This is a genomic window from Pseudomonas sp. DSP3-2-3 (assembly GCF_049898225.1).
In the GTDB taxonomy this organism is placed as follows: domain Bacteria; phylum Pseudomonadota; class Gammaproteobacteria; order Pseudomonadales; family Pseudomonadaceae; genus Aquipseudomonas.
The window spans coordinates 22,941-36,837 of the sequence record NZ_JAFCXH010000030.1; the positions used below are offsets into that span (position 1 = coordinate 22,941).

General features: G+C 59.7%; 12 protein-coding genes. 5 read left to right on the top strand and 7 right to left on the bottom strand.

Annotated features, from left to right (window positions below; translation table 11 throughout):
* Nucleotides 1-59: 59 nt before the first annotated feature.
* The 3 genes from ACP7E4_RS25410 (at nt 60) to gshA (ending at nt 4,582) form a co-directional block, all read left to right on the top strand.
* Nucleotides 60-2,384 (top strand): Tex family protein, encoded by a 2,325-nt coding sequence (locus ACP7E4_RS25410; RefSeq protein ID WP_426118504.1) that lies wholly within the window; start codon nt 60-62, stop codon nt 2,382-2,384.
* Nucleotides 2,384-2,767 (top strand): PaaI family thioesterase, encoded by a 384-nt coding sequence (locus ACP7E4_RS25415; RefSeq protein WP_331151147.1) that lies wholly within the window; start codon nt 2,384-2,386, stop codon nt 2,765-2,767. Before ACP7E4_RS25410 ends, ACP7E4_RS25415 begins: the two co-directional genes overlap by 1 nt.
* A 228-nt stretch (nt 2,768-2,995) precedes the next feature.
* Nucleotides 2,996-4,582, top strand: a complete 1,587-nt coding sequence (gene gshA, locus ACP7E4_RS25420; RefSeq protein WP_426118507.1) for a glutamate--cysteine ligase — start codon at nt 2,996-2,998, stop codon at nt 4,580-4,582.
* 285 nt (nt 4,583-4,867) lie between these two features.
* Here the strand turns inward: gshA and ACP7E4_RS25425 are convergent, their stop codons facing one another.
* The 3 genes from ACP7E4_RS25425 to argE all read right to left on the bottom strand — a co-directional run bounded on the left by ACP7E4_RS25425 (nt 4,868) and on the right by argE (nt 8,228).
* A complete protein-coding gene (locus ACP7E4_RS25425) occupies nt 4,868-5,527 on the bottom strand; it encodes a methyltransferase domain-containing protein (RefSeq protein ID WP_426118509.1) in 660 nt (219 codons plus the stop codon).
* 127 nt (nt 5,528-5,654) lie between these two features.
* Entirely contained in the window at nt 5,655-6,953 is a 1,299-nt protein-coding gene (argA, locus tag ACP7E4_RS25430) for an amino-acid N-acetyltransferase (protein WP_426118510.1), read from the bottom strand.
* A gap of 126 nt (nt 6,954-7,079) precedes the next feature.
* Nucleotides 7,080-8,228, bottom strand: a complete 1,149-nt coding sequence (gene argE / locus ACP7E4_RS25435) for an acetylornithine deacetylase (protein ID WP_426118512.1) — start codon at nt 8,226-8,228, stop codon at nt 7,080-7,082.
* A gap of 306 nt (nt 8,229-8,534) precedes the next feature.
* On the opposite strand from argE, the gene ACP7E4_RS25440 reads away from it, so the two are divergent.
* Entirely contained in the window at nt 8,535-9,902 is a 1,368-nt protein-coding gene (locus tag ACP7E4_RS25440; protein WP_426118514.1) for an inorganic triphosphatase, read from the top strand.
* Between the two features lie 141 nt (nt 9,903-10,043).
* Here the strand turns inward: ACP7E4_RS25440 and ACP7E4_RS25445 are convergent, their stop codons facing one another.
* The 4 genes from ACP7E4_RS25445 to ACP7E4_RS25460 are packed head-to-tail and all read right to left on the bottom strand — an operon-like array spanning nt 10,044 to nt 12,910.
* The gene (locus tag ACP7E4_RS25445; protein ID WP_020293271.1) at nt 10,044-10,781 is read right to left on the bottom strand and encodes an amino acid ABC transporter ATP-binding protein; all 738 of its coding nucleotides are present in this window, start codon (nt 10,779-10,781) and stop codon (nt 10,044-10,046) included.
* Nucleotides 10,768-11,418 (bottom strand): amino acid ABC transporter permease, encoded by a 651-nt coding sequence (locus ACP7E4_RS25450; protein WP_426118551.1) that lies wholly within the window; start codon nt 11,416-11,418, stop codon nt 10,768-10,770. The genes ACP7E4_RS25445 and ACP7E4_RS25450 overlap by 14 nt, the downstream gene beginning before the upstream one ends.
* Nucleotides 11,415-12,080: an amino acid ABC transporter permease gene (locus ACP7E4_RS25455; protein WP_426118516.1), complete on the bottom strand. Its 666-nt coding sequence runs from the start codon at nt 12,078-12,080 to the stop codon at nt 11,415-11,417. The genes ACP7E4_RS25450 and ACP7E4_RS25455 overlap by 4 nt, the downstream gene beginning before the upstream one ends.
* Nucleotides 12,081-12,124: 44 nt before the next feature.
* Nucleotides 12,125-12,910, bottom strand: coding sequence for a transporter substrate-binding domain-containing protein (locus tag ACP7E4_RS25460; protein ID WP_426118518.1), 786 nt, complete (start codon nt 12,908-12,910; stop codon nt 12,125-12,127).
* 264 nt (nt 12,911-13,174) lie between these two features.
* On the opposite strand from ACP7E4_RS25460, the gene ACP7E4_RS25465 reads away from it, so the two are divergent.
* Nucleotides 13,175-13,879, top strand: a complete 705-nt coding sequence (locus ACP7E4_RS25465) for a FadR/GntR family transcriptional regulator (protein ID WP_426118520.1) — start codon at nt 13,175-13,177, stop codon at nt 13,877-13,879.
* Nucleotides 13,880-13,897 lie beyond the last annotated feature (18 nt).

The following is a 13,897-nucleotide window of genomic DNA, read 5'->3' on the forward strand; positions in this document are numbered from 1 at the left end:
GCCTGAACATGGCAGTTCGCTAGCAACAGATTTTTTTGCTCACAACTCCAGGTGGTCTTATGGACAGCATCAACAGTCGCATCGCCGAAGAACTCGGTGTCCGCCCGCAACAGGTCGCAGCGGCCGTAGCGCTACTGGATGAAGGCTCGACAGTGCCCTTCATTTCCCGCTACCGCAAGGAAGTGACCGGCAGCCTCGATGACACGCAGTTGCGTCATCTTGAAGAGCGCCTGCGCTACCTGCGTGAACTCGACGAGCGACGCATCAGCATCCTTGCCAGCATCGAAGAGCAAGGCAAGCTGACCCCCGAGCTGGCTCGCGATATCAAACTCGCCGACACCAAGACCCGCCTCGAAGATTTGTACCTGCCTTACAAGCAAAAACGCCGCACCAAGGGCCAGATCGCGCTCGAAGCCGGCCTTGGTGAACTGGCTGACGGCCTGTTCAATGACCCGAGCCTGACGCCGGAAACCGAAGCCGCGCGCTTCGTGGACGCCGAAAAAGGTGTCGCCGATGTCAAAGCCGCGCTGGAAGGCGCCAAATACATCCTCATGGAACGCTTCGCCGAAGACGCGACCTTGCTCGACAAGCTGCGCAGTTTCCTCAAGCAGGAAGCGGTGATCAGCGCCCGGGTCGTGGCCGGCAAGGAAGAAGAAGGCGCCAAGTTCCGCGATTACTTTGAACACGATGAACCGCTCAAAAGCATGCCGTCACACCGCGCGCTGGCGATTTTTCGCGGCCGCAACGAAGGTTTCCTCAGTTCGGCCATGAAGGTCGGCGAAGAACTGCCCGGCGCCATGCACCCTTGCGAAATGATGATCAGCGAGCGTTTCGGCCTGCAGAACCAGAATCGTCCTGCCGATAAATGGCTGGGCGAAGTGGTGCGCTGGACCTGGAAGGTCAAGCTTTACAGCCATCTGGAAACCGACCTGTTCGGCGAACTGCGCGAAGGCGCGGAAACCGAGGCGATCAATGTGTTCGCCCACAACCTGCACGACCTGCTGCTCGCCGCTCCGGCTGGCCCGCGCGCCACATTGGGCCTGGACCCAGGCCTGCGCACCGGTTGCAAGGTCGCGGTCGTGGATTCCACCGGCAAGATGCTGGACTACGCCACGGTTTACCCGCACGTGCCGAAGAACCAGTGGGATCAGACCATCGCCGTGCTGGCCGCGCTGTGCGCCAAGCATTCGGTAGACCTGATCGCCATTGGCAACGGCACCGCCAGCCGTGAAACCGACAAGCTCGCCGCAGAGCTGATCAAAAAATACCCAGGCCTGAAAATGACCAAGGTCATGGTCTCCGAGGCTGGCGCTTCGGTGTATTCGGCATCGGAACTGGCCGCCAAGGAATTCCCGGATCTGGATGTGTCGATCCGTGGCGCGGTGTCCATCGCCCGACGCTTGCAGGATCCGCTGGCCGAACTGGTGAAGATCGATCCGAAGTCTATTGGTGTCGGTCAATACCAGCATGACGTCTCGCAGCTCAAGCTGGCCCGTGGCCTGGACGCTGTGGTCGAGGATTGCGTGAACGCGGTTGGCGTCGACGTGAACACCGCTTCGGTCGCCCTGTTGGCGCGGATTTCCGGCCTCAACACCACGCTGGCGCAGAATATCGTCGCGCACCGTGATGAAAACGGCGCGTTCAAATCCCGTGCTGCGCTGAAGAAAGTCCCGCGTCTGGGCGAGAAAACCTTCGAACAGGCGGCTGGTTTCCTGCGCGTGATGAACGGCGACAACCCGCTGGATTCCTCGGCGGTTCACCCGGAAGCGTATCCACTGGTCAAACGCATCGCTGCCGAGACCGACCGCGATATCCGCTCCCTGATCGGCGATGCCAGCTTCCTCAAGCGTCTGGACCCGAAAAAATACACCGACGAAACCTTCGGCCTGCCAACGGTGACCGACATCCTGCAAGAGCTGGAAAAGCCGGGTCGCGACCCACGTCCGGAGTTCAAGACCGCCGAGTTCCAGGAAGGCGTTGAAGACTTGAAAGACCTGCAATTGGGCATGATCCTCGAAGGCGTCGTTACCAACGTCACCAACTTCGGTGCATTCGTCGACATCGGCGTGCATCAGGACGGTCTGGTGCATATCTCGGCGCTGTCCGAGAAATTCATCAAGGACCCGCGTGAGGCGGTGAAAGCGGGCGATGTGGTCAAGGTCAAGGTCATGGAAGTGGACATTCCGCGCAAACGCGTCGGTCTGTCGATGCGCATGAGTGACACGCCGGGCGAGAAAATCGACGGTGCTCGCGGCGCACGGCCAGGCTCGGCCCCGCGTCAGCAGCAGAGCAGCGCGCCACGCAAGGAAACCCAGGTTGCGGCTCCGGCCAACAATGCCATGGCTTCGCTGTTCGCCAACGCCAAACAACTGAAGAAGCGCTGATGGACATTCCTGAAGGCCTTACCGAGAGCGCGTATTTTCGCGCCATCGGCTGCCAGTTGCGGCGGCTCGACGTCGGCGTTGCCGAAGTGGCGCTGCCGCTGGAGCCGCACCTGCGCAATCGCGGCAATGTAATGCACGGCGGCGCGATTTTCAGCCTGGTCGATATCGCAATGGGACTGGCTTGCTCCAGTTCCCACGGCTTTGATCAACGCAGCGCGACCATCGAATGCAAGATCAACTATGTGCGTGCGGTGGCTGATGGCGAAGTCCTGTGCATCGCCAAGGTGTTGCATGCGGGACGTCGTACGCTGGTCGTCGAAGCCGAAGTGGTCCAGGGCGATAAACTGGTCGCAAAAGCACAAGGCACGTTCGCTGTGCTCTAGCTGTCACCACTGGATTTGAGTTAATTTCGGCGTTGCGAAAGCGGCGCCGGAATTTTCCGGGTTCGCTGTGGCCAGAATGAGCAACGGGTAATGGCGTTTTCGAACCATGCTCTATACGAAATACCTATAGGGCGCAAAACCAGGCGACAACGCCAGTTCCCCCCTCACCCTTGTACACCGGCATGTCCACCCCCATATTGGGGCGACTGACGCGTGAAGGAATCCAACTTGAGCGAACTTCTCAACCGCCGCCTGGCTTTGCTTGGCGAGCGCACTAACCTCTCCCTGCTGGAGCAGTGCCTGCATGGTATAGAGCGTGAATGCCTGCGCGTGACCGGCGAAGCACGCCTGGCCCAGACGCCCCATCCTGAAGAGCTGGGCGCTGCGCTGACCAACGGCCTGATTACTACTGACTATTCCGAGTCGTTGCTGGAGTTCATCACGCCCGCGCTGGCTGATCCGGCGGCAACCCTGGAAAGTCTCGACAAGATCCATCGATTTGCCTACAGCAAGCTGGGCAGCGAGTTCCTCTGGAGCCCATCGATGCCTTGTCCGCTGCCCGCCGAAGAAGACATTCCGATTGCCTACTACGGCACCTCGAATATCGGCAAGCTCAAGTACGTTTATCGCAAGGGCCTGGCTCTGCGTTACGGCAAGACCATGCAGTGCATTGCCGGGATTCACTACAATTTCTCGCTGCCGGAAGCTGTCTGGCCGCTGCTCAAGCAAACCGAGCAATTCGAAGGCAGCGCTCGGGAGTATCAGTCGCATTCCTACATTGCGCTGATCCGTAACTTCCGCCGTTACAGCTGGTTGCTGATGTACCTGTTTGGCGCTTCGCCGGCTCTGGATGCTGGCTTCCTGCGCGGTCGGGCGCATCAGCTGGATCAGTTCGATGCCGATACGCTGTATCTGCCTTACGCGACCAGCTTGCGCATGAGCGATCTGGGTTATCAAAGCAACGCCCAGGCTGGCCTGACGCCTTGCTACAACGATCTGCTCAGCTACACCGACAGCCTGCGCAAAGCGGTGGCAACGCCCTACGCGCCTTATGTCGAAATCGGCACCCACAAGGACGGCGAGTGGATTCAACTCAACACCAACGTGTTGCAGATTGAAAACGAGTACTACTCCAACATCCGCCCGAAACGCGTGACCTATTCGGGCGAACGTCCGATTCAGGCGCTGGTTGCCCGTGGTGTGCAATACGTTGAAGTGCGCTGCCTGGACATCAACCCGTTCCTGCCGACCGGTATCGACTTGCAGCAATCACGCTTCATTGATGCGTTCGTGCTGTATTGCGCCCTGCAGGAAAGCCCGCAACTGGCCAATAACGAGTGCAACAATGCGGCGTCGAACTTCCTGACCGTGGTCAAGGAAGGCCGCCGTCCGGGCCTGGAATTGAATCGCAATGACAGCACCATCGACCTGAAAGCCTGGGCCACCGAGCTGTTGGAGAAGATCAAGCCGATCGCCCTGCTGCTCGATGAAGCGCAAGGCACTGACGAACACATCAAGTCGATCGCGGCCCAGCAGTCGAAGGTCAACGACTCATCCCTGACCCCGTCGGCCAAGGTGCTGGCGAGCATGAATGAGCACAAGGAAGGCTTCACTGCATTCTCGATGCGCCAGAGCCAGCTGCATGCCGAATACTTCCGCAGCAACCCGCTGAGCGTGGAAGAGCAATCAAACTTCGAAACCCTGGCCCGAACCTCCATCGCCGAACAGGCCGAGCTGGAACAGACCGAAGAAGTGGTGGATTTCGATACGTTCGTGGGGGCTTATCAGGCGAGCATTCTGCGCATCAGTAACTGACCGGTGCCCTGTCACTGTTGGAGATTCTATGTCGGGGGGCAACCGCCAGGCGCCAGATGTATTGTCTGAACCGACGTCTTCCCGGCTAAAGCCGGTCCCACTGTGGGACCGGCTTTAGCCGGGAAGACGGCATTCCAGTAGACGCAAATGCATCGGCTGTACGTGCAGATCCGTTGGAGCGAGGCTTGCCCGCGATCAGTCACCTTGGTGTTTCAGATACACCCAGTGATCGATCTTCGCGGGCAAGCCTCCAACAAGGTGACGTTAAATTCTCACGCCCCACAGTCAGCGCACCTGCGTCTCCACATGCTTTGCCGCTTCCGCCATCGACAACCAGCTCCGCCTGGCCTGCGCAAAATCCCTGGTATGCCTCATGCCTACAAAAAACTCGATGGTGTCTGGAGCTGTGTCATGGAAGCTGACGCACTCAAGCTCTACAAGCCGATGATCCGTCAACTCGACGAACAATTGCGCCATTGAGCGAGGCGTGAACACCCAGCAATGAACGTCGTGATAGGCATTTGAACTGAGGATTTGCTGTGCAATATTTAGCGCATCCCTGAGCGTGTGGTGGTGCTCAAGTTCGCTGGGTTTAATCCGAGACCTCCACGCTTTGGCTCCGTCCAGCTTGACGACATTAAGCACGTAATCCATCACGATATGAGCCATGGGAAAACGCGCCTTCACCAGATCGGCATACAGCACATCGGACAATCGGGTCGTGTCTCGGAGGTAATCGAAGGTGAAGCGTTTATCAGGAACGACCAGCCGAATCTCACCGCCTTCATTCAAAATCGAACACAGTTCATTGAGCCAACCGATCAGATTCGGGACATGCTCGATAACATGCGACGCAACCACATAATCGACCGTTCTCCCGACACTGCGTGCCAGCGAGTCTTCCCCCAGGATTGCGGTCACTTCAACTATTTTGTCGATGTCCACATCTGGATCAGGGCGGTATTTTTCCCGGAGTGCCTCGGTACTGGCGTGATCGGGCGAGGCTTGCCCGCGAAGAGGCCGTTACATCCAGCGACTCTTCGCGGGCAAGCCTCGCCAACAGGATCCGCTACTACAACGCCTTCTCGAAGATCTTCGAATTACGCTGGTAGTTGTAAAGCGACGCTCTGGCCGCAGGCATGCGGTCGACGGTGCTTGGCTCGAAGCCGCGCTCGCGGAACCAGTGGGCGGTGCGGGTGGTGAGGACGAACAGGGTTTTCAGGCCTAGCTCCCGCGCGCGGGTTTCGATGCGTTCGAGCAGTTCGTCGCCGCGCCCGCCGTGGCGGTATTCCGGGTTCACGGCCAGGCAAGCCAGCTCGCCCGCATCCGAATCGGCGATGCGATACAGCGCTGCACAGGCGATGATCAACCCTTCGCGCTCGACCACGCTGAATTGCTCGATCTCACGCTCCAGCACTTCGCGGGAACGGCGCACCAGAATGCCTTGCTCTTCCAGCGGTGTGATCAAGTCCATCAGGCCGCCGACATCCTCGATGGCCGCTTCGCGTACCAGTTCGAATTGTTCCTGCGCCACCAGCGTACCGCCGCCGTCACGGGTGAACAGCTCGGTGAGCAGCGCGCCGTCTTCGACGTAGCTGACGATGTGACTGCGCCCGACGCCGCCGCGACAGGCTTCAGCGGCAGCCTCCAACAGCTCTGCCTGATAATTGGTGCCCAGACGCAGCATATGCGCCGGAACCTGCTGAGGCCGCAGCTCGCGCACCAGCCGTCCTTGCTCATCCAGCAAGCCAGGTTCTTCACCGAACAGCAGCAGCTTGTCGGCGCCCAGATCGATGGCGGCGCGAGTCGCGACGTCTTCACAGGCGATGTTAAAAATCTCGCCGGTTGGCGAATAACCAATCGGCGACAAGAGCACGATATGACGCTCGTCCAGCAGACGATTGATACCCTTGCGGTCGATCCGGCGCACTTCGCCGGTGTGCTGATAATCCACGCCTTCGAGTACGCCGATTGGCCGCGCGGTGACCAGATTGCCACTGGTAACCCGCAGCCGCGAACCCTGCATTGGCGAGGCAGCCATGTCCATGGACAGGCGCGCTTCGATGTCCAGGCGCAAATGGCCGACCGCGTCGATCACACAATCCAGCGTCTCGGCATCGGTGATGCGCAGGTTGCGATGAAACTTGGGTGTCAAACCACGCGCTGCGAGGCGACTTTCGATCTGTGGTCGCGAACCATGAACCAGCACCAGGCGCACGCCCAGGCTGTGCAGCAGTACCAGATCGTGGACGATATTGCCGAAATTGGGATGTTCAACGCCGTCGCCGGGCAGTATCACGACAAAGGTGCGATCCCGGTGGGCGTTGATATAAGGCGAAGCGTGGCGAAGCCAGTTGACGTACTCGTGCATAACCTTGGGAGCCTGCGAAAAAGATGGACGAAGGACAAAAACACTCACAACCGTGAAATGGTTATCGTCGGAACAGGCCTGGCAACACGCGCACTCTCCTTTTCTGGATGGTCAACAAGGCCCGATTCATTGCGGGCTCAAGCAATAATGTTCGATCAACTGGCTCAATAGACGCACAGTAGGCTGCAAGCGTGACATTTCGAGGTATTCGCCCGGCTGATGCGCGCACGCAATGTCGCCAGGGCCCAATACCAGCGTCTCGCAACCCAGGCGCTGAAAATATGCCGCTTCGGTGCCGAATGCTACAGCCTCGGCGCGATGTCCTGTAAGACGCTCGGCAACCCGCACCAGTTCCGCATCGGCGTCCTGTTCGAACGGCGGCGCCTCGGGAAACAGCGGCGCGTAATCGATTTTCACCTGGTGCAACTCGGCCAGCGGCTCCAGCTTCTGCCGGATCGTCGCGCGCAACACGCTCGGGTCCATGCCCGGCAAAGGCCGCAGGTCGAACTCCAGGGAGCATTGGCCGCAGATTCGGTTCGGGTTGTCGCCGCCATGAATGCAGCCGAAATTCAGGGTCGGCGTCGGCACGCTGAACTGCGGATTGCGGTATTCCAGCTGCCATTGCTGGCGCAGGACTTTCAGCTCGCTGATCGCATCATGCATCGCCTCAAGCGCGCTGTGGCCCAGGCTCGGGTCAGACGAATGACCGCTGCGCCCGAGAATATCGATGCGCTCCATCATCACGCCCTTGTGCAGGCGAATCGGCTTGAGCCCGGTGGGTTCGCCGATTACGGCTGCGCGCCCCAGCGGCCGACCGGCGTCAGCCAGCGCGCGAGCGCCAGCCATGGAGCTTTCTTCGTCGCAGGTGGCGAGGATCAGCAGCGGTTGCTTGAACGGCTTGTCTAGCAATGGCTGCACAGCTTCGATAACCAACGCGAAAAAGCCCTTCATGTCGCAGCTGCCCAGTCCGACCCAGCGGCCGTCAACTTCTGTCAGCTTCAGCGGATCGGTCTGCCACAAGGCGCCATCGAACGGCACGGTATCGCTGTGCCCCGCCAGCACCAGGCCGCCGGGACCGCTGCCGAAACTGGCCAGCAGATTGAATTTACCCGGCGAAACCTGCTGGATATCACAGGCAAAGCCCAGATCGCCCAGCCATGTGGCCAACAGATCGATGACCGGGCGGTTGGACTGGTCCAGGGAAGGCTGCGTGCAGCTCACCGAAGGCGTGGCGATCAGGGCGGCAAACTGGTCTTTCATGGACGGCAAAGGCATCGATGATTCCTCAAAGCGGGTCAACACGCGGACCATCATAGGGCTATTGGGCGGACTTGTGGGACCGGCTTTAGCCGGGAAGGCTGCATGACTATCGACGCAGATCCGCAGCATCTTCCGGCCCCTTCCCGGTTAAAGCCGGTCCCACGCAGGGCAAGGGCACTCTGAGTTCTGCCACCTGATCTGATCCAAAATCAGTGATCCGGCCAGTTTTCAACCTATGTCCTGTACACTGCACGACCTCAGCAGCCACGCGACAACAGGCTGCGCCCCCGTTTTTAGTTATCAGCGTCTGGATTCCCGGCCATGCAGAAAGAAACAGAAATCAAACTCCGCGTCAGCCGCGAAACCCTCGCTGCACTGCGCGAACACCCGTTGCTGAAGAAGCGCAACAAAAGCGGTTGGGAGCGTCTTGAGCTGTCCAACCAGTATTTCGACACCCCTGAGCGCGACCTGGCCAACGCCAAGGTTGCCCTGCGCGTGCGTCGTGATGGCGAGCAGATCATCCAGACCCTCAAGACCCGCGGGCAGAGCATTGCCGGCCTGTCGGAGCGCAACGAGTACAACTGGGATCTGCCCAAAGCCAAGCTGGATCTGAAAAAGCTCGATGGCGAATGCTGGCCGGAGCAACTGGCTGAGCTGGACAAAAAAACCATCAAGCCGCTGTTCACCACTGACTTCATCCGCGAGAAGGCAGAAATCGCCTGGGGCCGGGGCAAGACCAAGGTGGTGATCGAAGCCGCACTGGATCTGGGTCAGGTCGTTGCGGGCAAGCAGAAGGAAGAAATCTGCGAGCTGGAGCTGGAATTGCGCGAAGGCGATCCGGCCGCGCTGCTGGAACTGGCCGCCGAGCTGGCTCTGACGCTGCCGTTGATGCCGTGCGATATCAGCAAGGCTGAGCGCGGCTATCGCCTGTTCGATGCCAACAGTTATTCCCTGAGCCTGCCGACGCCGCAACTGCATGCCGAAATGCCGCTGGACGACGCATATTCTGCGTTGGCCTGGCATCTGCTGGGTAGCAGTCAGCGGCTCGCCGAGCAGTACCGCTTCAATGGCCATTGGCGCTTGTTGCAGGACTGGGTCGCGTTGCTGGTTGAATTGCGTTCGCTGACCGGCAGCCTCGGCCAGGCCGCACCGCGCTCCTCGTCGGCTGAACTGCGTACATCGCTGGATGCGTTGCTGGAAGACTGGCGCCCGCTGGTGCAGGCCGGCCAGGAAGATGGCGATGTGCGCAACGCTGCCCACGAGCAGTTCCTGGAGGAAATGCAGGACACGCGCTGGGGTTTGTTCTCGCTGAACACCTCTCGCTGGTTGCTGACCCGCAACTGGACCGCCGAACGCAACAACCGTGGCAATCGCCAGGGCGCTGCGCAACTGGCCAGCTGGTTGCCGCGTCTGTTGGCGGACGAAGCGACTGCCTTGCAGTTGGGTCGTTATCAGCAGCAGCCGGAAGATCTTGCCGAGCAGTTGCCGCGCATTGAACGCATCCAGGCCTGGCTGCATCACGCCCGTGGCGCGCTGGATCTGCCGGAGCTGGATCGTCTGTACGGCGAGCTGAACAAGCTGGTGCAAGTGGCCGAACAGCCGATCAGCGACGAAGTGCTGGACGCTCGCGTGCAACAAACCATCGTGGTGTTCCAGAGCCGCGCCTGGAAAACCTTGTTGCGTTTGTAAGCGCTGTCGCGAACTCGTGGGACCGGCTTTAGCCGGGAAGGGGGCGTTTCAGGCGACACATTTGCGTCGCCTGTACCGGCCTATTCCCGGCTAAAGCCGGTCCCACACAGTCGGCACAGGAATGCCCTATTCCCTGTGGCTTCAGGCCCCCTGCTCCACCGAGCCGATAAAATTCGCCAGCTCCGGCGTACGCGGGTTGGCGAAGAGAATCTTCGGGTCGCCCACTTCGTGCACTTTCCCTTGATGCATGAACACCAGCTTGTCGCCGACTTCACGGGCAAAACGCATTTCGTGGGTGACCATGATCAGCGTCATGCCATCAGCCGCCAGTTGCCGCACCACGCCCAGCACTTCGTTGACCAGTTCCGGGTCCAGCGCTGAGGTGATTTCGTCGCATAACAGCACTTTGGGTGACATTGCCAGCGCACGGGCAATCGCCACGCGCTGCTGCTGGCCGCCGGACAGTCGATCCGGGAAGGCATCGAATTTCTCACTCAGCCCGACCCGCTCCAGCATGCGTTTGGCCAGCTTGCGGGCCTCGTCGCGCGACACCTTTTGTACGACTTGCGGCGCGAGCATGACGTTTTCGCCGACGCTCAGGTGTGGAAACAGGTTGAACTGTTGAAAGACCATGCCGACTTTTTGCCGCAGCGTGCGCAGGTCAGCGCGCGCGGCATCCAGGTATTCGCCATCGACTTCGATAACGCCGTCATTGATCGACTCCAGGCCGTTCAGGGTACGCAACAGCGTGCTCTTGCCCGAACCGCTGCGACCGATGATCGCCACGACCTGGCCTTCTTCCACAGAAAGATCGATGCCCTTGAGGACGTGATGGTCGCCGTAATATTTATGCAGCGCGGAAATTCTAAGCAGAGGCATGCAGTCTCCTTTCCAGATAGCGGGCACTGAGAGACAAGGGGTAACAGAGCATGAAATAGCCCAGCGCGACGAAGCCGTAGACCAGAAATGGCTGGAACGTTGCGTTGGCGAGCATGCCGCCGGTTTTAGTCAATTCGGTAAAGCCGATGATCGAAGTCACGGCCGTGCCTTTCACGACCTGCACCGAGAAGCCCACGGTTGGCGCAACGGCAATGCGCAGCGCCTGCGGCAGGATCACGTAACGCAGCTGCTCCAGCGGTGACAACGCCAGGCTCGCCGACGCTTCCCACTGGCCGTGGGCGATAGACTCGACACAGCCGCGCCAGATTTCGGCCAGATAGGCGCTGGTAAACAAGGTCAGGGCCAGCGCGGCGGCGGCCCAGGGCGAAATATCGAAGCCTAGTAGTGCGACGCCGAAAAACACCAGGAACAGCTGCATCAACAACGGCGTGCCCTGAAATAATTCGATGTAGATCCTGGCCAGAACCCTCGGCGCATTCAGCTTCGAAATACGCATCCACATGACCAGCAAGCCGATCACGCCGCCGCCGATGAACGCCACCAAAGACAGCGCTAGCGTCCATTGCAGGCCGGTGAGCAGATTGCGCACAACATCCCAAAGGGTGAAATCCATCAGCCTTTCCTCGATATATAGCGACGGCCGATCCACGCCAGCAGTTGGCGGATCAGCAACGCCATGCACAGGTAGATCACCGTGGTGATGATGTACGTCTCGAAGGAGCGGAAATTGCGCGACTGAATGAAGTTGGCAAAGAAGCTCAGCTCTTCAGTGGCGATCTGCGAACAGACCGCCGAACCGAGCATCACGATGATGATCTGGCTGCTCAGCGCCGGCCAGACCTTGCCCAGCGCCGGAATCAGCACCACATAGCGGAACGCTTCGAAGCGACTCATCGCCAGCGCCGCTGCGGCTTCCAGCTGACCCCGAGGAATCGCCTGAATGCCCGCGCGGATGATTTCCGTCGAATACGCGCCGAGGTTGATCACCATCGCCAGGATCGCCGCCTGCCATTCGGAGATCTGGATACCCAGCGACGGCAGGCCGAAGAAGATGAAAAACAGCTGCACCAGGAACGGCGTGTTGCGGATCAGCTCGACATACACCCCGAAAATCGCCGAGAACGGCTGGATCTTCCAGGCCCGCACGATCGCGCCAATAATGCCCAGGCCAACCCCAAGCACCGTGCCGATGGCGGTCAATTCCAGGGTAAACAACGCGCCTTTCAGCAGCAGATCAGCGTTTTGCAGAACCGGTACAAAGTCGAAGTGATACGCCATTGGCTGATCCCTGAGGCTTTAATGAACAGAGGCAGAAACAGCGATCAGAGGTCAGCTGGCAAAGGCTGCTTGAGCCAGGTTTGCGAGTTTTTTTCCAGCACGCCGTCAGCCTTGGCAGCATTGAGGATCTCGTTGACCTTGCCCAGCAGCTCCGGCTGATCCTTGTTCACACCGACGTAAACCGGCGAATCCTTGAGTTTCACTTTCAGCTCAGGGATGCGCTTCGGGTTCTTCTCGCTGATGGCGACCATCACCACGTTACCGCTGGCAATCAGGTCAGTCTGGCCCGCGAGATAAGCCGCGATGGTGGAGTTGTTGTCTTCGAAGCGCTTGATGGTGGCTTCCTTGGGCGCAACAGCACTCAGCTCGATATCTTCGATGGCGCCGCGCGTCACGCTGATGGTTTTGCCTTTCAGATCGTCAATGGTCTTGATCGAGGCTTCAGGTGGGCCGAATACCGCCAGATAAAACGGCGCGTAGGCGCGGGAGAAGTCGATGACCTTTTCGCGATCCGGGTTTTTGCCGAGGCTGGAGATCACCAGATCAACCTTGCCGGTGGTCAGGAACGGGATGCGGTTGGTGCTGTTGACCGGGGTTAGTTCCAGTTTCACTTTCAACTGGTCGGCCAGCAGCTTGGCGGTATCGATATCCAGGCCGCGCGGCTTCATGTCGGTACCCACTGAACCGAACGGTGGGAAGTCTTGCGGAACGGCGACTTTCAACGTGCCACGGGAAATCACGTCGTCCAGCCCATTGGCATGAGCAGGTGCCTGGCTGAGTACGAGGCTGGCAAACAGGGCAGTGAGCAGGGCGCTGTAACGCTTGGTCATGGGAAGACTCCGAGTCGGACGAGTGATTGTTCTGCGAGGCTGAATACGGATAGCGATTGCACAGGCCATGCCATCCGATGAAGTGCGACCCAAACCTGCGGGTTGCAGCGCGATTTTGGTCTTACTGGTCTGAACAGTTGCCGGGTTGGTCGCACTGCTTTGGCGCGCCTCGAAGGCCCGTCGCCCCAGGCCTGGGCGTCGCTTGCCTGATCGCGAAGATGACTATAAAAGGAGGTTCTACTGGACTGACTGGCCTGAACAGTGATGCCACATAGCCCAATCGCCGTACCCGAATCCGCGTTGCGGGCCATCCGCAAATTGATTGCCGAGCAAGGCTATGAACCGGGCGACAGCCTGCCGTCGCAGCGCGATCTTGCTGTGTTGCTTGGCGTCAGTCGCGCCTCGTTACGCGAGGCATTGTCGTCGCTCAGCGCGTTGGGCGTGGTCAGCGTGCAGCCGGGCAAAGGCGTGTTCGTGCAGAAAATTTCTGAACCAGAACAGCGCACGAGCGGATTTTCCTGGCCTTTCGATGCGCAAATTTCGCCTGCTGATACGTTTCAGCTGCGTTATGCCCTGGAAGGCTTTGCCGCCGGGCTGGCCGCCGTGACCTTGACCGCCGACGAACGTGACGTGCTGGAAGACAACGTGGAGGCGATGCGCCTGGAGCTGCGCGCCGGAGATTTCGAAGCGGCGTCGCGACTGGATTTCGAGTTTCACCGGCATATCCTCGTCGCCAGTGGCAATCAGGCCATGCTCGGTATCGTGACCGCAGGCGCGGATATTTTTCTGGAAAGCCAGAAAATGCCGTTCATCCGCGCTTCAAGGGCCATGGAGACCTGGCAGGAACACCGCAAGATCCTCCGCGCGCTGGCCCGCCACGCCTCAGGCCCGGCCCAGAAAGCCATGCACGAACATATTCGTGGCGCGGCGCTGCGCACCGGAATCGTGTTTGTTTCGCCCGCGAACTGAGCCATTAATCGGCTGGGA

Excerpts from the sequence above, each read along its gene's own strand:
- ACP7E4_RS25465 (WP_426118520.1), top strand. The coding sequence starts at position 13,175 with ATGCCACATAGCCCAATCGCCGTACCCGAATCCGCGTTGCGGGCCATC.
- argA (WP_426118510.1), bottom strand. The coding sequence starts at position 6,953 with ATGCACGAGTACGTCAACTGGCTTCGCCACGCTTCGCCTTATATCAAC.
- ACP7E4_RS25415 (WP_331151147.1), top strand. The coding sequence starts at position 2,384 with ATGGACATTCCTGAAGGCCTTACCGAGAGCGCGTATTTTCGCGCCATC.
- ACP7E4_RS25445 (WP_020293271.1), bottom strand. The coding sequence starts at position 10,781 with ATGCCTCTGCTTAGAATTTCCGCGCTGCATAAATATTACGGCGACCAT.
- ACP7E4_RS25455 (WP_426118516.1), bottom strand. The coding sequence starts at position 12,080 with ATGGCGTATCACTTCGACTTTGTACCGGTTCTGCAAAACGCTGATCTG.
- argE (WP_426118512.1), bottom strand. The coding sequence starts at position 8,228 with ATGCCTTTGCCGTCCATGAAAGACCAGTTTGCCGCCCTGATCGCCACG.
- ACP7E4_RS25460 (WP_426118518.1), bottom strand. The coding sequence starts at position 12,910 with ATGACCAAGCGTTACAGCGCCCTGCTCACTGCCCTGTTTGCCAGCCTC.
- ACP7E4_RS25440 (WP_426118514.1), top strand. The coding sequence starts at position 8,535 with ATGCAGAAAGAAACAGAAATCAAACTCCGCGTCAGCCGCGAAACCCTC.
- ACP7E4_RS25410 (WP_426118504.1), top strand. The coding sequence starts at position 60 with ATGGACAGCATCAACAGTCGCATCGCCGAAGAACTCGGTGTCCGCCCG.